The organism is Streptomyces sp. NRRL S-340 (assembly GCF_000720185.1).
Taxonomy (GTDB): Bacteria; Actinomycetota; Actinomycetes; order Streptomycetales; family Streptomycetaceae; genus Streptomyces.
The window spans coordinates 64,331-81,007 of sequence record NZ_JOIY01000071.1 but is presented as its reverse complement, the minus strand read 5'-3'; the positions used below and the strand labels follow the sequence as shown (position 1 = coordinate 81,007).

Sequence of the window (16,677 nt, the reverse complement as noted above, 5' to 3'; positions counted from 1 at the left end):
GCTCCGCCGTCGAATGCGGACAACTCCGTTGTCCGCGGCTCGAATTGCTCCGCAATTCGGCCTGCAGGAATTCGCTCCGCGAATTCCTGGGGCTGGCTAGGAGGTTGAGGGACTCGCCCTTCGCCCGGCCACCATTTACGATCTGACGTTCCGTCAGTTTTACCCTGGCTCGCCGAACTGGTCCGGCTCTGGGCGAGGATACGTTGCTCCCTGGTGTAGAGGCAAGCTCTCCCCTGTGATCGACCTCGCCTGGGCTGGAGAGCTGCGCCGCGTCTTCGCTCCTCTGAAGGCCATGTATGAGCTGGTCAGAGGCTTGCCTCCACGGGTGGCTGGCAGAGTCGTGCTCTCCGGTGGCATTGTGCGAGGCCGGCTGCTCCTGGAGCCGTCTCTGGTCGGTAGGGCGACGACGGTGCAGGGAGCAGCAGGTTGGCTCGCTTCTTGGATGTGGAGGTGAGTGCCCAGAATTTCTTGTCTTTGACTTCTAGGGCTCTTTCGGTGAATTACGCGATGGTGCCCGTTCAGGGTTTTTCGCAATGCGCTCAGCTTCAGAGATGGTGGTGCGGCTCTGTGAATCTGCGTATTGCTCGGTCTTTCTGAGAAGTTGTTCACTGGAGTCATGATCTTGAACTCCTCCGTGGACGGGCGTGACGAGGCCTGTCTTGATCCTTCATACATCGATGTCCGCTTCGTGGTGCCGGGCGGTGAGCGGCGGCAGATGCCGTGGCTGCGTGCTGCACACGAGCAACGTCTGGAGGACTGTGTGCCGGTCAGGATGTTTCCAGTGCGCCGGGGCAAGCGGTTGGCGCCGGGATGGTGGTGGTCGGCGACCACGGGGCGGCTCGTGCACTACGGGAGCGCGGCGCAGCGGGATCGTTTGATGCTGCTCGACCAGGACCGCCGGGTGGTGGATCTGGCGTGTCGGCCTGTGGAGTTCGTCTGGCGCGCGGGGAGCTCGGTGGTGCGGCATGCTCCGCAGCTCTTGGTGCGGTGGGCCGGCGGGCGGCGGGAGCTGGTCGATTGCGTCGGCGTGAGTGGTCCTTCTCGCCAACTGACTTTCAGGGCGCGGGTGTTGGGTTCTTGTGCGCGTGCGGCGGGGTGGGGGTATCGGCTGGTGGGGCCTGCTGAGCCGGTGCGGGTGGCGAATGTGCGGTGGCTGTCGGGGTATCGGCATCCGCGCTACGCGGACGCGGCCGTGGTGGACCGGCTACGGAAGGCCTGCGTGGTGCCGCGGCCTGCGGCTGAAGTAGTCGGTGAGGTGGGAGAGGCGATACGGGTGTGGCCCGCGCTCTTTCACGCCCTGTGGTCCTCACAGCTCCACGTCGATCTGGGTCAAGTGCTGGGCGGGCACTCGCTGATCACGGCCGGGGAGGGTGCGGCATGAGTGGGGCGCAGCAGCGTGCTGTGGTGCAGGTAGGGGGTCAAGTGCCGTTCGCTGGCGGGGAGTTCACCGTGGCCGGGCTGGAGGGAGCGCGGTGCCGGCTCGTGGACGAAGCCGGTGGGGTCCAGGTCGTGCTGGCCACGCATCTGATGGCGGATGAGGAGTTCACGGTGATCGGCGGGGCGCCGCGGCAACGCCTGCCCGCGCGCGGACCGTTGGAGGGGCTCGAGCCTGCCGTGCGGGAGCGGGCGCTGGCGTGGGAGCGGCACATCCGTGAGGTCGAGACCGGGTGTGCGGAACTGGATGGCAGGGGGCGGGCGGAGTACGACCCGACGGTGCGCAGCATGGCCGAGCGGGAAGCTGCCAAGGGCCGGTTGATGATCCTGAACCGGCGCCATGACGGAACCGCGCGGCGCGGACTGATCGTGTCCGGTCCCCCGACGACCGGCAAGACCACCGCCCTGCAGCAGCTCGGACGCGCCTTCCACCTCGCCGAGCGACGACGCCGCGGAAGTGAGAGCGACGAGGGACGGCTGCCGGTGGCGTTCGTCGCCGTGCCACCGGCCGCCACCCCGAAGATGCTCGTCTCGGAGTTCGCCCGCTTCCTGGGCCTGCCGGTGGCGGCGCGGATGAACCAGGCGCAGATCACCGACGCGGTCGTGGGTACCCTGCGCGATCTGGGCACCGGCCTGGTCCTCGTCGACGACATCCACCTCCTGGACACCCGCACCCGCGCCGGAGCCGAGACGTCCGACCAGATGAAGTACCTGTCCGAACGCGTCGGCGCCACCTTCGTCTACGCCGGAGTCGCCGTCGAGGACTCACCCCTGCTGACCGGAATCCGCGGGGCGCAGCTGGCGGGACGATTCAAGCTCCTGTCCAACCCTCCCCTGCCCTACGGCTCTCGGGAGCAGCAGGCCGCGTGGCGCGGGCTGCTGGACGGCATGGAAGACGCGCTACGCCTTGAGCAGCATCGCGCCGGGTCACTGGGGCGCATGGCTGGCTACCTGCACACGCGCACCGGCGGGCGCATCGGCAGCCTGTCCGCGCTGATCCGGGAAGCCGCGATCACCGCGATCCTGGACGGCACCGAGAAGATCACCAAGAAGCAGCTCGAGGCCGTCCAACTCGACCACCTCGCTGAGCAGGACACACGGCCCCCAGCCGAGCAGGCTGGCTCCGGGCCCTCCCGGACGGCCGCCTGAACACCGTCGCCCTCGCCCTTCGTCCTGTCTTCCTCCTGGCCCGCCGCCCGGTGGGCGTCCCCCTTCTGCCCTCGCCCACCGGCCACGTGAAAGCTGACCCCATCACGCCATGCCCCTGTCCCCGTCCGCCCAAGACCGCCTGGCCTCGGGTGCCATCCGCACCACCCCGGTCGAAGGCGAGACGACCGCTTCGTGGATCACACGGTGCGCAGCCCGCTACCACCTGCCCCCAGCTCCTTACCTCCGCGCCGTCCTTCAGCAAGAAGGCCGCGCCACGGTAAGCGGCCGGGGTGGGCCGGGCGCCGAGCTCTACCTCAACGCCGCCGGCCGCGAACGCCTCGCCGCCTACAGCCGCATCGAGGAGCAGGTCCTGGCACGCGTGCTGCCCGCCTGGCCACTCGACCTCGATGCTCTGCGGCACCACACCGGGCCGGCCGCGCACTGGCAATCCCCCACCACCACGCACGCCGCGGCTTCGGTCATGGCCGGGTGCCTGCGATGTACCGCGCCACGCAGCCACGGACAGGAGGTGTGGCAGTACCGGGGCTGGCACCAGTGCGTCTGCCGAACCCATCGCATCTGGCTCGTTGGCGGTGAGGTGGGCTACACCGGGCCATCCCAGATCCCACTCGATCACCTCGGCGTACCGGAAGCCGCCCGCGTCCTGGTCGCACACCGACGCCACCACAACCTCACCGACGAAGGTGGCATAGCCGTCGCGGCGTGGGAGTGGGCGCGCGGCATCATCCAACACCTCTACACCGAGCCGGAGTTGACGGCGGGTGCCGTGGCCGTGCCCTGGGACAGACGCCTTGCGGCCCTCGCCGAGCAGGCCGGTCATACGGGCCGGGTACGGCCGTGGCGGGTCATCGCCCGCGACCTGGTCACCTACCCCGAAACCCTCGCCCTGACCGAGACGCTCACGGCCGCCGCCGGTCGCCAGCACGCCGTGTCCGAACAGCACTTGGCCGGCCTGCTGGCCGACGCACTCCGAACGCGCACCGGCGCTGGCCCTGTCGACGAGGTCGAGCCCCTCGCCCGCTGGCTCGCCCGACACACACGTGGCGAACTACAGCGATGGCTGGGGAGCCGAAAAGGCGACGCGAGCGCGGTCCCCCTGCACGTCCCCGCCCTCACCTGGGCCCTCAAACGACACAGGGCGTGAGGCAGCGTGAACTCGGCACTTCGCCTGCGTTCCGTGCGGGCCGGGGCAGGGTATCGGCGGTCGGTGATACCTGTAGGGCGTGGATGATGCGATGTCGGATGCGATAGCCCTCCTGGAGGAAGTCTTTCCTGCCGGTGTCCGGCGCTGTCCTTTGGGCTGGCCAGCGCTTCACGCCTGGGAAGAAGGCCACGGTGTGGTGCTGCCGGAGCCGTATCGCACCTTCGTGGCCGAGATCGCGAACGGCACCGACGACGGCCCGCCGGACGCGGGAGGTCTGCTGCCGGTGGGCGCCAAGCCGCCAAACTGGGCCGTGTGGGAAGCGGAGTACTGGATGAGCCCGGACCCCTTCGACGCCACCGCACCACGGCCGTTCAAAGAGCCTTTCCCGCTGACAGAGGAATGGCAGTGGGAGTACGACTACTACGACCACAGCCTCCACTCATCGCTGCTGCACCAGACCTACACCCACGGCTCGGTACTCCTGGGCAGCGACCAGCCGGGGCAGTACTGGACATTGGTCGTGACCGGCCCACAACGCGGCCAGGTGTGGTGGCTACGCGACGGCTGCGCCGCACCATATGCCGATGACACCCCCTCCCAGCAGGCAGGCGGCGACTTCCTGAGCTGGGCAAGGGACTGGCACACCCAGCAAGGATGGTGGAAAACCGAGTAGCGCCCGCTCCCCCCACCTCCCCAGGACCAGCGAAGATGCACACCCATCCAACCCATCTGCACACCCGACCAGCAACACACAAACCCCGCAGGTCACAGGCCTGTCCAGCCAGGGCAGTCATCATCACTTGACCAGGAATCCTGAGCAGATACCCATCCCGGCCACTCGATCTACCTGAACACCCGCAGGTCACAGCACCACCCAATAATCATCTACACCTGTCAACGACATACGCGGCGGAACAGGAATTGCTCCGCGTGGCCCACCGGTCGGCTCCGCCGTCCGGTGCGGACAACTCCGTTGTCCGCGACTCGAATTGCTCCGCAATTCGACATACAGGAATTCGCTCCGCGAAATCCTGGGTCTGGCTAAGGTTAAGGCTGGGGCGGTGCCGGGCAGGCGCTTCTGCGCCCAGTGTTCGAGGATACCTCACAGCAAAACGACCTGCATGGAAACGGAGTTGGGCGCGGACTCTTCTCGAGTGTATTCAACTTTCGCAAGCTCGTGATTCAGTCTGCGTAATTATGTCGACTTGGTGAGAGTTGGGGTGGGCCGGTTGTGGGCGAGACCTGCGTAGGACATCCCCAAGAAGATGGTGAGGATCTTGAGTGGAGTTCGTCTGCGAGAGCGAGCAGACGGGTGGAGCGCAGGATGCGCGGCAGGAGGCCAGCGGGCGCGAGGCTGTCGCGGATGTGGGCGGCGCCGGCAGGTCCGTGATGGGTGCGGGTGAACCGGGTGACGGGCAGGTGGGGGTTGTCCGTACTGAGTCGGCGCCGGTGCTCCTGGCAGCGTTGCAGCGCTGTCCAGGTCGCACTGTCCAGATGGACGGCTGCGGGACGGCTTGGTCGTAATCGGGCTGGGCCGTCATGGCGGTTCCTCTTGGCGGATCCTGTCCGACTCCGTACGCGCCCGCAGGGGAGGCAACCAGAGGCTCAGTCAGTTCGCTGGGGGCAGGATGGGTCGAGCAGGTGACGGCGATGTCCGGGGGCCGGCGTCGCCCCTCTTGTAGCCAGCCTCTTTCTCCGGCGTAACCGATCCGCGGCAGACGGCAGCTCTCGTGCCACGTGTACCGCCCATCGCGCCCGTAGAACCTGCTGCGGTGTCACGGATCGGGCTGCTCCCAGTACAGGGCGATTCGTCCGAGGAACTGGACGGCGGCGGGGCCGGTGCTCGGCGCAACGCGCTCCGTCAGGTCCGATCAGGTGTCCCAAGTCCACTCCGTGACTTCTGGCAGGTCGACGCCGTGCTCGCGGATCCAGGCGTGGTGGCGCAGCCGTACGTCCTCCATGTGCTGGCGTACGGCTGCGGCGCGCACGGCGAGACCGGGGACTCGGTCGATGACGTCCATGACGAGGCGGTAGCGGTCCAGGTCGTTGCCGACCACCATGTCGAACGGGGTGGTCGTGGTGCCGATCTCCTTGTAGCCGCGCACGTGCAGGTGCCGGTGGCCGGTGCGGCGGTAGGCCAGGCGGTGGATCAGCCAGGGGTAGCCGTGGTAGGCGAAGATCACCGGCTTGTCCGCGGTGAACAGGCCGTCGTACTCGAAGTCGGTCATGCCGTGGGGGTGTTCCTCGCGGGGCAGCAGCCGGGCGATGTCCACGACGTTGACCACGCGCACGGCCAGCTCGGGCAGGTGGCGGCGGAGCAACTGGGCGGCGGCCAGCACCTCCTGGGTGGGTACGTCGCCCGCGCAGGCGAGGACGACGTCGGGTTCGCGGGTGCCGTCCTCGGTGCCCGCCCAGCCCCAGACACCGGCTCCGCGGGCGCAGTGCACCTTGGCCTGGTCCATGGTCAGCCAGTCGAAGCAGGGCTGTTTGCCTGCGACGATCACGTTGACGTAGTCGCGGCTGCGCAGGGCGTGGTCGGCCACCGACAGCAGGGTGTTGGCGTCCGGCGGGAAGTAGACCCGGACCGCCTCCGGGCTCTTGTTGAGGATGTGGTCGACGAAACCCGGGTCCTGGTGGGAGAAGCCGTTGTGGTCCTGGCGCCACACGTGCGAGGTGAGCAGGTAGTTGAGGGAGGCGATGGGAGCGCGCCAGGGGAGGCGGCGGGTGGTGCGCAGCCACTTGATGTGCTGGTTGACCATCGAGTCGACGATGTGCGCGAACGCCTCGTAGCAGGAGAACAGTCCGTGTCGGCCGGTGAGGAGGTAGCCCTCCAGCCAGCCCTGGCAGGTGTGTTCGGACAGGATCTCCATGACCCGGCCGTGCCGGTCGAGGTGTTCGTCCACGTCCAGGGTCCGCGCCTGCCATGCTTTGCCGCTGGCCTCGTAGACGGCCTGGAGGCGGTTGGAGGCGGTCTCGTCGGGGCCGACGAGGCGGAAGTCGCGCCGGTCGGCGGTCGCGGCCATGACGTCTCGGAGCATGTCGCCGAGGACGCGGGTGGGTTCGTGCACCGTCGCGCCGGGCTTGTCGACCTCGACGGCGTGTTTCTCCAGCGGCGGCAGGGGCAGTTCGCGCAGCAGCACTCCGCCGTTGGCGTGGGGGGTCGCTCCGAGCCGTCGACAGCCTGCCGGGATGCAGGCCAGTACGTCCGCGCGGGGCCTGCCGTGCTCGTCGAACAGTTCCTGCGGACGGTACGAGCGCAGCCACTCCTCCAGCTGCCGCAGACGCGCGGGGTCGTCCCGTACGGCGGTCAGGGGAACCTGGTGGGAGCGCCAGGTGCCTTCCATCGGCAGGCCGTCGACCTGGGCGGGTCCGGTCCAGCCCTTGGGGGTGCGCAGGACGATCACCGGCCAGCGGGGCCGCTCGATGGCGCCCTCCTTACGGGCGGCGCGCTGGATGGCGGTGATCCGGTCGACGGCGGTGTCCAGAGCGGCGGCCAGTGCCTGGTGGACGGCGGCGGGTTCGTCACCGGTGACGTGGATCGGGTCGTGGCCGTAACCCCTCAGGAGGTCGTCGAGTTCGGCCTCCGGCAGCCGGGCGAGCAGCGCCGGGTTGGCGATCTTGTAGCCGTTGAGGTGGAGGATCGGCAGCACCGCTCCGTCGTCGACCGGGTCGAGGAACTTGTTTGAATGCCAGGACGCCGCCAGCGGTCCGGTCTCCGCCTCGCCGTCGCCGATCACGCATGCCACCAGCAGACCGGGGTTGTCGAGGGCGGCGCCGTAGGCGTGCGAGAGGGAGTAGCCGAGTTCGCCGCCCTCGTGGATCGAGCCCGGTGTCTCGGGTGCGACGTGGCTGGGCACCCCGCCGGGGAAGGAGAACTGCCGGAACAGCCGCTCCATGCCGGCCGCGTCCCGGGTGACGTCCGGGTACGTCTGCGTGTACGTGCCCTCCAGCCAGGAGTTGGCCAGCACGGCGGGTCCGCCGTGACCGGGCCCCCAGATGCACAACGCGTCCAGGTCCCGCGCGCGGATGAGGCGGTTGAGGTGGGTGTGGACGAGGTTGAGCCCGGGTGAGGTGCCCCAGTGGCCGAGCAGCCGCGGTTTGACGTGCTCCGGGCGCAGCGGCTCGGTCAGCAGCGGGTTGGCCAGGAGGTAGATCTGGCCGACGGAGAGGTAGTTCGCGGCACGCCAGTGGGCGTCCAGCGACCTCAGCTCGTCCTCCGCCAGAGGGGCGTGCGCCTGCCGCGTGTCGACGGACATCCGGATTCCTTTCCGTGTCGGTGCAGAGGCCGGGCGGGCCGCGGGTTCCCGGTTCGTGTGCCCCATCCTCCGCCGATCGGGCGGGGGTCCGCACGGGCCCATGGAGTTCACAGGGCCGATCGGCCGAAGGCGGCGATGACTCGTCCCCGCGTCACAGTGGTGGGATGACACAGTCACCTTGATCCGGTCCGGTGGCGTGCAGGTCTGGCTTCGGCGCGGTGGGCGCGGGAGGCGTCTGGGGTGACCGTGCCGTGGCCGGGTCGCACCGGCGCCGCTCCCTCGACGGCCAGGCCCGCAGGGCGGCCCTCCGGCAGGAGCCCGGGTCCGGCGCCAGCGTGGCGACGGCGCCTCTCCTCGTCCGGCCGCCAGGTGATTCGTTGCGTCCCGTCCTCCGGCCGGAGCGGTCGCCGCCCTGAGATTCCGGGGTTGCATCGAGTTGGCGGTACCGGCCGGCTGTGGACACGGCCGTCCCCATCAGCCGCCCTGGTAGCCGTGACGTCTCTCCTCGGCGAAGCGGGTCTGTGCCCGGTCATCGGTGACCGCGACGGGGACCACGGCGACCGGACAGGGCGAGTGGTGCAGGACGGTGTGGGAGAGCCGGCCGAGCTGGAGCCCGAAGTGTCCCGGACGACGGCAGGCTCCGACCACGAGCAGATCGGCTTCGCACGCGGCGTCCAGGAGCGCGCGCCGGGCCGGTCCGTCCACGAGGCGGCGTCGTACCTCAACCTCGGGCGGGAGGTCCCGCAGTGCCGCCTCCAGAGCTTCGGCGGCTTGGTGCTCGTACACGCGATCGGACACTCCGGTGTTCAGGGCCTGGTTGACCGTCTGGTGCGCCGGTCGCCGCCAGGCCCGGACCTACGTCTGGAGGTGGCCCATGCGTTACGAGAACCGCGCGGACGCGGGACGGTATCTGGCCTCGCACCTGGGCCGCCTGCGCGGCCCGGACGCCGTGGTACTGGGAGTTCCACGCGGAGGTGTCCGGGTGGCGTCCGCAGTGGCCCGCCGCCTGGGCGCGCCGCTCGACCTGGCCGTCGTACGCAAGCTGCACGTGCCGTGGCAACCGGAACTGGGGTTCGGTTCCTCCTCGGCTCCGTCGGTACGGACGTCAGCTCCCGGATGATCCGTCGAGGCCGACGGCGAGGGTGCGGGACATGCCCTCCACCTCCTGCATGTTCTCCCTGCAGAGCATGCGCTGCCCACCCACCGGGCGGGCAGGGGCCGCAGGTCCCCGGTTCGCGTCGATCGACCCGCCCGCACAGGAAGGACGGCGCCCAGGTGCGGGCGGGGACGGGCGCGGCCGGCTGGCAGGGTTCTGCTCCGCCCGGCAGCGTGGAGACATGGCACATCGACGTTCCAGTGAGGTGATCATGCAGTCCTCGGAACCTGAGCCGCGGGTGGTCGTGGGTGTGGACGGTTCGCCGTCGTCCTACGCCGCACTGCGCTGGGCGGTGCGCTACGCGCGTCTGGTGGGCGGTGTCGTGGAGACGGTCCACGCCTGGGACACGCCGTCGGACGTCGGCTGGACGGGACCGGCGATCGATCCTGAATTCGATCTGGAGCAGGCCCGGGAACGGTTCACCGAAGAACTCGACGGCGTCTTCGCGGATGAGCAGCGCCCGGCCGGCCTGCGGGAGCATCTAGTGGAAGGCGACCCGTCCGAGGTGCTCATCCGCGCGTCGCAGGGCGCGGAGGTCCTCGTCGTCGGCAGTCGCGGACGTGGCGCCTTCCGCCGGGCGATGCTGGGTTCGGTCAGCCAGCGTTGCGCCCAGCACGCGGCCTGTCCGGTCGTGGTGGTCCGCCAGGACCATGACCGGGCGCACTGACCCGCACGGAGGACGCCGCGGGGGCACGTCCGCGCACCACCGCGCGGCGGTCCGCGCCCCGGCACCGCTTGCCGCCGTAGCGGGGTGCTCTCGGGGGCCGGTCTCATGGACGGGCGGTGATCCCTGCGGTGCGCATCGCTCGGCTTCGGCGTTCCGTCCGCGAAAGGTCGACCTCCACGCCGGCCGCGTCCGGGCCCCCGGGCACGGCTTCGGCGGCCTCCTCTCACCCGTCGGCCGGCATGATCCGGCGCCCCGTCAGCCGAGTGGGAAGCACTTTCACCCAGAGCGTGCGGACGCCGCCGGCCCACGGTTCCGTGCCGGCCCGCTCCCCCAGCCGGCGGCACGTCTCCACGTCCTCCACGGCCTCGGCGCGACCCACGGCGAGTACGCTCCAGCCCCGGCTCATCGCCTCGTCGACGCGGTCCACCTCGAACGCGACCTCGTTGCCCACGGCCCGGGCGGGAGCGGAGCCGGGCGCGGTACGGAAGAACACGGCCTCCCCCATCACGTCGTAGTTGACCGGAAACGCAGCCGGGCCGTCCGGACCGGTGAACGCGATGCGTCCCACTCCGTGCGTGGACAGCAGCGCCCTGCACTGCTGCGGGGACAGGTCCGTCAGCCGAGGACGCAGCAGCGCCCGCCCCTGTCCCGGTGGCAGCTCCTGGTCGTCACCGCGCAGAGCGGCGAGTGAGGTGCCCAGCGCGTCGGCCAGACGCAGAACGGTCGCGGTGCCCGGGTCGGAGGGGCGCTGTTCCAGGTAGCGGAGGTACTGCGGCGACATCCGGGCCCGGCCTGCCACCTCCTCCAGGCTGAGCCCGCGACGTCGGCGGGCCACCGCCACACGTCGTCCGAAGTCGCCCGGCCGCCCGGCCGCAGGGGCCGCCGGCTCAGCGGGGCCCGTCCCGCCCATCGGAGTCTCTTCCCGCCCCAGGTGCCGGACGTGCGCGTCCGGCCCGGGGAAGAGCAGCGTGACCTCTCCGGTGTCCGACCAGCGCACGTCGTACGGTGGTGTGCCGTCCTCGTGGTGCAGGCCGACGATCTCGCCGTCGCGTCGGGTGGCGCCGGTCACCGGGCTTTCCACGAGCAGTCGATCGCCTATCTGAGCATGCATGGACGTGCCCTTCCTCATGGAGTCCGCTTCCCAGGATCACCCGGGTCCGTCGTCGGTACCAATGGCCGGAAGTCCCGTCCGGCAGGGTCGTACGGCGCGGTTTCCCGGCCGGCCACCGGACACCGGGGGCACCGGTCCTCGGGCTGCGTTCCGCCGGCAGGTCAGCTCTGGGCCGGCCCCTGCGTACCGGTGACGGGGGCGCACCACACCAGCGCGGTTCCGCCGCCCTGGGGAGTGGTGATCTCCAGGCCGCCGCCCAGTTTCCGGGCGCGCTCGTCCATGTTGGCCAGGCCGCTGCGGCGGCCGTCGGGCGGGATGCCCCTGCCGTTGTCGGCGACCGTGAGACGCACGGTCCTGCCGTCGGTCTCCAGTGCGGCTTCGGCGCGGTCCGCGTGGGCGTGGCGAGCGATGTTGGTCAGGGCCTCGGACAGGACGGCGACGACGTGGTCGGCGGTCTCCCGCGGGACGTTGGTGTCGAGCAGCCCTTCCATCCGCACGCTGGGGGCGAAGCCCAGCACGGGCGTGGCCTCCGTGATCACCTGTACCGCCCGTGCCCGCAGGCCGGGGGCCGCTTCTTCGCCGTGCGTGTGCAACCCGAAGATCGTCGACCTGATGATCTTGATGGTTTCGTCCAGGTCGCCGACCGCCCGCAGGACCCGCTCCTTGGCGCCCTCGTGGCCGATGAAGCGGCCCGCGCTCTGCAGCGTCATCCCGGTGGCGAACAGGCGTTGGATGGCCAGGTCGTGCAGATCCCGGGCGATGCGGTCGCGGTCCTCCAGCAGGGCGATCTGTTCGGCGTCCTTGCGGCGTTCGGCCAGTTCCATGGCGAGTGCGGCCTGCGCGGCGAAGCTCTGGAGAGGCTCCAGTTCCTGGCCGGAGAAGTCGTCGGCGTTCGTTTCGCGGGCCAGCAGCAGGACCCCGCGGACGTGCTCACCGGAGCCGATGGGAACGGCCACCGCGGGTCCCAGGCCGGCGAACCGCGGCGGGCCGGCCGTCACCCGTGCGTCGTGCGCGACGTCCGGACTGCTCACAGGAGCGCCGGTGGCGAACGCGTGCCCGGTGAGCGTGCCTTCCATGGGAAGCACCAGCCCGCGGTGTTTGTCCGCCTGCCGGCCGATGGCCAGTTCGACGGTGAGGGTCCGGGTGTTGGGCACGGGCGCGGACATGACCGCCAGAGCGGCCCCCGTGATCTCCCGGGCGCGTTCCGTGACCAGTCCCAGGACCTCCGCCTGCGCGGCTCCCGACATGAGGCTGCGGGTGATGTCCGCGTTCGTCTGCACCCAGCGTTCACGCAGCCGGGACTCCTCGTAGAGCCGCGCGTTGTCGATCGCCACGCCGGCCGCCACCGCCAGTGTGGACAGCACGGACTCGTCCTCGTCGTCGAATTCGCCGCCGCCGCGTTTCTCCGTCAGGTACAGGTTGCCGAACACCTGGTTCCGCACCCGGATCGGGACACCGAGGAAGGTACTCATCGCGGGATGGCCGGGCGGGAAGCCGTAGGACGACGGGTGCTCGCCCAGTTCGGCCAGGCGCAGCGGCTCCGGGTTACGGATCAGTTCGCCCAGGATGCCGTGGCCTTCCGGATAGGAACCGATCCGGGCGATGTCCTCTTCGCCGACCCCGACCGTGTGGAACGCCGAGAGACGTCTGCCGTCCGGTCCGATCACGCCCAGGGCCGCGTACTCCGCGTCGACCAGGACCGCGGCGGCCTTCACAATGCGGTGCAGCACCTGCGTCAGATCTAGCTCCCGGCCGACGGAGAGCACGGCCTCCAGCAGGCTGTGCACCCGGTCCCGGGTGCCTCGGGCGGCGTCCAGGCGCGCCTGGAGTTCCTCCAGCAGTTCGTCCAGTTTCAGCTGCGGCAGTCGCACACGGGCCGTCCGGGCCTGATCGAACTGCTCGGAGCTTTCCACCGGTCACCCTCCAACTCCCGCGCCTGCCGAGAGCCGTTTCGCTCACCTCCACACTAGAGCGTGTTCCGGAGACGACGCCGTCCGACCGGAGTGCGGCCCGCGGCGTCTGGTGCCTGCGACCGCAAGGCGCAGGGGTCGGTCCCTGTACTGGCGTACGTGCCCCCCCGCGCGGCGAGCGTGTGTGCCGGGCATCGTGGGGACGGGGCACCTCACGGCAGAAGGCCGCCGGCCCGGGAAGAACTTTCGGAACACGCCTGGCGACTGGCGCAGGGATCGGTGTGCCGCCCAGTGCCGACCAGGCCCACGGCTGGGTGAAGCCGGCCTCACGGATCCGGGCCCTCGTCGGCAGCCGGAAGTTCGCACCAGTTCAGTGGTGGTCACCATGCAGCCGGTCACGGGCTTGAGTGGCGATCACCGCCGCCTGGATCCGTCGCTCCACGCCTAGTTTGGCGAGCAGCCGGGAGATGTGGTTCTTGACCGTCTTCTCGGCCAGGTAGAGGCGCTGTCCGATCTGGCGGTTGGTCAGCCCCTCACCGACTAGGGCGAGGATCTCCCGTTCCCGGTCGGTCAGGCCGGGCAGCGCGTCCGGCTCTTCCTCCTGCTGCGGCCCGCCCCGCAGCCGGGCCATCAGTCTGGTGGTGGCGCTGGGGTCGAGCAGCGACTGGCCGTGGGCGACGGTGCGCACGGCCGATACCAGGTCGGAGCCGTGGATCTGCTTCAGCACGTACCCGGACGCGCCTGCCATGATCGAGTCCAGCAGCGCCTCCTCGTCATCGAACGAGGTCAGCATCAGGCAGGCGAGTTCCGGCAGACGGGAGCGCAGCTCCCGGCACACGCTCACTCCGTCACCGTCCGGCAACCGCACGTCGAGCACCGCCACGTCCGGACGCAGGGCGGGCACGCGCGCCAGCGCCTGCTGCGCGGTCCCGGCCTCGCCGACCACTTCGATGTCCGATTCGTCGTCCAGCAGGTCGTGCACCCCCCGCCGCACCACCTCGTGGTCGTCGAGGAGGAACACCCGGATCGAGTGCCCGGGCCCGACCTGCACGCTGTCCGCCATCGGTCACTCCTCATGGTGCGATCGGTCGCCCATCGCAATCTTCACACGGGCCCGGACGGACGGCCAGGGCCGCTCGGGCCGGCCCTGGTCCCTCCCGACGGGCGGAAGCCGTACCCCGGCCCGTCTCCGCTCACGGCCGGTTGCCGTACGCCGTTCACACGGTGGCGGCGGCGCGGTCGACGAGGCCGGGCGGCGCCGGACGGACGGCTTCGCTCGGGCCCGTGCCGAGTCTTGCGTCAGCACATCAACCGCGTGCACCACGAGTTCCCGCGGGAGCCTGTCCAGAGCTTGCTGCGGGGCAATGCATTCTGGCCGTACAGCTCCGGCACGGGCTCCGAAAGTATCTGCTCCCGCTCGTCGCGCCCTGCTGTGCGACGCGCTGCGGTGCCGGTCTGAGTCCGGAGCCCGGTGAACAACCGGTGGCGACGCGCGAGCCGGTCCAGAAGGGGTGTATCGATGTTGCCATTGTTGATCAGGCACTCCCGCGATGGCCTCTTCACTCAAGAGGCGACGATGCTGATGCCGTCACCGAGCAGCTTGAGGCCGAGGACGAAGAAGAGGACCGCCATGATGGCGACGTTGTGGCGGGTGGCCCAGTCACGCCAGTCGTTGAGGATGGATTTCGCCCGTTCGCCCATGAGCAGGTAAACGGCCAGCGGTGCGAGTACGCCGACGGAGGCGATGATCACGAAGATGGCGAGTGCGCCGATCTGCTGAGGGAGGGTGATTCCGGCTGAGCTGATGGAGGCGCCTGCGGCGATGGTCAGGGGGGCGTTTTTGGCGTTGGCCGCCGACAGCAGGAACCCGAGTCCGAGGATCTTGAGGGGGGTGAAGCGGTCGATCGCGGCCATCCACTTCGGCAGCTGCGCCTGAGAAGGGTCGGTGGGACGTCGACGCCACTGCCGGGCGCCGAAGAATGCCAGGAGCAGGCCGAGGGCGAGTTTCAGGGCCCCTACCCAGGTGGCCGGATGCTTGTGGGTGGAGGCTCCGCCTGAGCCTCCCACGGCAAGCATGATCGCCCCGAGGACGGCGAGGCCCAGGACCCAGCCGAGGGCGAAGAGAGGACCGTTGAGCCGGCCTCGGGGCGTGGCCAGGATGAGGATGAGCGCCACGATGGGCAGTGGGCTGATCGCAACGCCGGCCGCCAGGCCCAGCACATCGCCGACAGCGTGTCCCACGGTGGCCTCCGCAAGGGTGGGCAGGATGTACGGACGGCAGCCAGACACCGACTCCGCCCTGATCGGACGCAGGCCGAGCGGCTACCGGAAGACGAGAGGCCTCCATCGTCACGTGCCGTGGCAGTCCGTGCGCGCTGCATATGCCGAACGGGTTTCGATCGGGGCCGATGCCGGGCCTGAAGAGATCTCTGCACTCTCAGAGCCCCAGCCGTGAGCCGCTGCCGACGACGACCGGTGCCCGGATTTCTTCGGCGCGCGCTCGTACTCACCCCGTGCCTACGGTGGTGGTGACCGGTCGCCGGGCACTGCCTGCGGTCGGACGGTTCGGCGCCGGCCACGGTGGGCACCGTGCCTCGGTTCGTGCCTGCGAGCCTGGTTGAGAGTGGGGCGGTCAAGTCATGACGTCGCGGTTCATCCCGTACACGCCTGATGTGGAAGTCACCGAGCCTGACTTCGAGGTGTATGTACGGAAAGTGATCGAGCGTATGGAGCGGTACATCACCGACTCCGTGTCCGCCGAGGGCATCGGCCAAGCAGTCCGCGACGCGCACGCCAAGGGATACGGCCTGGTCAGAGGGGATGTGGAGATCCTCGGCGGTTTGCCGCAGGAGTACGCCCAGGGGATCTTCGCCACTCCCGGCAGGCATGACGCGCTGGTGCGGTTCTCCAACGGCTCTCCCCACGCCGGGGCCGACGCGCAACTGGGCCGAGCGACCGGCCTGGGAGTGAAGATGTTCGACGTCGACGGGCCGACGCTGCTGGAGGACGAACCGGACAGCCGCACGTTCGACTACAACACGATCAATGCCCCGGTCTTCTTCTGCAACACCGTGCAGCACTACCTGTTCATTCAGGATCTGTTCCTGCGGGCAGGGGAGTACTTCGCCGAAGGCAAGCGGGGCCGGCACCGCTTCTTCCGTGATTACGTGACCGGAAAGGGCAGCCTGGAGCCCGACGACTGGGCATGGGAGGAGTTCTTGACCTTCCTGATCGTCTCGCAGCGTCCTTTGGTCAACGTGCTTCTGTCGACCTACACGACGATGGGAGCGGTCCGGCACGGCGAGTACATCGCCAAGGTGCGCATCGCCCCCGACCCGGCCTGCGCGGCCGCGGTCACCGAGCGCCAGATGGACGTCACCTCCGCCGCAGAGGTCTTCCGGCCGGCTCTGGTGGCCGAGCTGCGGGAGCGCCCCTACGCCTTCGACATCCAGGTGCAGCTGTGTGCCGACCTGACGCGGATGCCGGTGGAGGACCTGACGGTCGAGTGGCCTGAGCAGTTGTCCCCCTACGTCACGGTGGCCAGGCTTCGCTTCCCCCGGCAGGACATCTCCGGGGAGGAGAACCTCAGGCGGATGGATGCCCTCTCGTTCACTCCCTGGCGCGTGACGGCCGCGCACCGCCCACTGGGCAGCATCATGCGGGCCCGCAAGGAGGTCTACCGCCGCTCGTCCCTGCTGCGTCACCGGCTCAACGGCCAAGAGCGGCGCGAGCCGCGCACAGCGGACGAGGTGCTGCCGCTGAGGGCGACCGTCCGCGAGCGCTGAAACCCCGGACGGTCATTGTCAGATCAGCGGGCCGCGACGAAGGG

Annotated in this window: 13 protein-coding genes; 7 read left to right on the top strand and 6 right to left on the bottom strand. The window is 69.8% G+C overall.

What is annotated here, in order from left to right:
• Positions 1 to 616 precede the first annotated feature (616 nt).
• The 4 genes from IG64_RS35980 (at position 617) to IG64_RS35965 (ending at position 4,421) form a co-directional block, all read left to right on the top strand.
• A complete protein-coding gene (locus IG64_RS35980; RefSeq protein WP_107474458.1) occupies positions 617 to 1,381 on the top strand; it encodes a TnsA-like heteromeric transposase endonuclease subunit in 765 nt (254 codons plus the stop codon).
• A gap of 101 nt (positions 1,382 to 1,482) precedes the next feature.
• Complete coding sequence (locus IG64_RS35975; protein WP_234438726.1) at positions 1,483 to 2,583, top strand: ATP-binding protein; 1,101 nt, start codon at positions 1,483 to 1,485, stop codon at positions 2,581 to 2,583.
• Between the two features lie 109 nt (positions 2,584 to 2,692).
• Entirely contained in the window at positions 2,693 to 3,748 is a 1,056-nt protein-coding gene (locus IG64_RS35970) for a TniQ family protein (RefSeq protein WP_037864378.1), read from the top strand.
• 79 nt (positions 3,749 to 3,827) lie between these two features.
• Positions 3,828 to 4,421 carry an SMI1/KNR4 family protein gene (locus IG64_RS35965; RefSeq protein WP_158771738.1) on the top strand — a complete coding sequence of 198 codons (594 nt, stop codon included), beginning with the start codon at positions 3,828 to 3,830 and terminating at the stop codon, positions 4,419 to 4,421.
• A 1,198-nt stretch (positions 4,422 to 5,619) separates the two neighbouring features.
• Here IG64_RS35965 and IG64_RS35955 read toward each other — a convergent pair.
• Complete coding sequence (locus IG64_RS35955; protein WP_037864374.1) at positions 5,620 to 8,004, bottom strand: phosphoketolase; 2,385 nt, start codon at positions 8,002 to 8,004, stop codon at positions 5,620 to 5,622.
• Between the two features lie 474 nt (positions 8,005 to 8,478).
• Positions 8,479 to 8,790 carry a universal stress protein gene (locus IG64_RS35950; RefSeq protein WP_324609602.1) on the bottom strand — a complete coding sequence of 104 codons (312 nt, stop codon included), beginning with the start codon at positions 8,788 to 8,790 and terminating at the stop codon, positions 8,479 to 8,481.
• 88 nt (positions 8,791 to 8,878) lie between these two features.
• Between IG64_RS35950 and IG64_RS37805 the strand changes: the two genes are divergently transcribed.
• Together IG64_RS37805 and IG64_RS35940 are read left to right on the top strand one after the other, a co-directional pair.
• A complete protein-coding gene (locus IG64_RS37805; protein WP_051813748.1) occupies positions 8,879 to 9,124 on the top strand; it encodes a phosphoribosyltransferase family protein in 246 nt (81 codons plus the stop codon).
• Positions 9,125 to 9,341: 217 nt separating this feature from the next.
• Positions 9,342 to 9,827, top strand: a complete 486-nt coding sequence (locus IG64_RS35940) for a universal stress protein (RefSeq protein WP_234438725.1) — start codon at positions 9,342 to 9,344, stop codon at positions 9,825 to 9,827.
• Between the two features lie 223 nt (positions 9,828 to 10,050).
• Here the strand turns inward: IG64_RS35940 and IG64_RS35935 are convergent, their stop codons facing one another.
• The 4 genes from IG64_RS35935 to IG64_RS35920 all read right to left on the bottom strand — a co-directional run bounded on the left by IG64_RS35935 (position 10,051) and on the right by IG64_RS35920 (position 15,089).
• Positions 10,051 to 10,938: a DUF1918 domain-containing protein gene (locus tag IG64_RS35935; protein ID WP_037864371.1), complete on the bottom strand. Its 888-nt coding sequence runs from the start codon at positions 10,936 to 10,938 to the stop codon at positions 10,051 to 10,053.
• 161 nt (positions 10,939 to 11,099) lie between these two features.
• The gene (locus IG64_RS35930; protein ID WP_037864366.1) at positions 11,100 to 12,851 is read right to left on the bottom strand and encodes a GAF domain-containing sensor histidine kinase; all 1,752 of its coding nucleotides are present in this window, start codon (positions 12,849 to 12,851) and stop codon (positions 11,100 to 11,102) included.
• A 367-nt stretch (positions 12,852 to 13,218) separates the two neighbouring features.
• A complete protein-coding gene (locus tag IG64_RS35925; protein WP_037864363.1) occupies positions 13,219 to 13,911 on the bottom strand; it encodes a response regulator in 693 nt (230 codons plus the stop codon).
• A 500-nt stretch (positions 13,912 to 14,411) separates the two neighbouring features.
• Entirely contained in the window at positions 14,412 to 15,089 is a 678-nt protein-coding gene (locus IG64_RS35920) for a GAP family protein (protein WP_037864361.1), read from the bottom strand.
• A gap of 473 nt (positions 15,090 to 15,562) precedes the next feature.
• On the opposite strand from IG64_RS35920, the gene IG64_RS35915 reads away from it, so the two are divergent.
• Complete coding sequence (locus IG64_RS35915) at positions 15,563 to 16,633, top strand: catalase family protein (RefSeq protein WP_234438724.1); 1,071 nt, start codon at positions 15,563 to 15,565, stop codon at positions 16,631 to 16,633.
• Positions 16,634 to 16,677: the final 44 nt, after the last annotated feature.

Excerpts from the sequence above, each read along its gene's own strand:
- IG64_RS35980 (WP_107474458.1), top strand. The coding sequence starts at position 617 with ATGATCTTGAACTCCTCCGTGGACGGGCGTGACGAGGCCTGTCTTGAT.
- IG64_RS35955 (WP_037864374.1), bottom strand. The coding sequence starts at position 8,004 with ATGTCCGTCGACACGCGGCAGGCGCACGCCCCTCTGGCGGAGGACGAG.
- IG64_RS35940 (WP_234438725.1), top strand. The coding sequence starts at position 9,342 with ATGGCACATCGACGTTCCAGTGAGGTGATCATGCAGTCCTCGGAACCT.
- IG64_RS35925 (WP_037864363.1), bottom strand. The coding sequence starts at position 13,911 with ATGGCGGACAGCGTGCAGGTCGGGCCCGGGCACTCGATCCGGGTGTTC.
- IG64_RS35935 (WP_037864371.1), bottom strand. The coding sequence starts at position 10,938 with ATGCATGCTCAGATAGGCGATCGACTGCTCGTGGAAAGCCCGGTGACC.
- IG64_RS35970 (WP_037864378.1), top strand. The coding sequence starts at position 2,693 with ATGCCCCTGTCCCCGTCCGCCCAAGACCGCCTGGCCTCGGGTGCCATC.
- IG64_RS37805 (WP_051813748.1), top strand. The coding sequence starts at position 8,879 with ATGCGTTACGAGAACCGCGCGGACGCGGGACGGTATCTGGCCTCGCAC.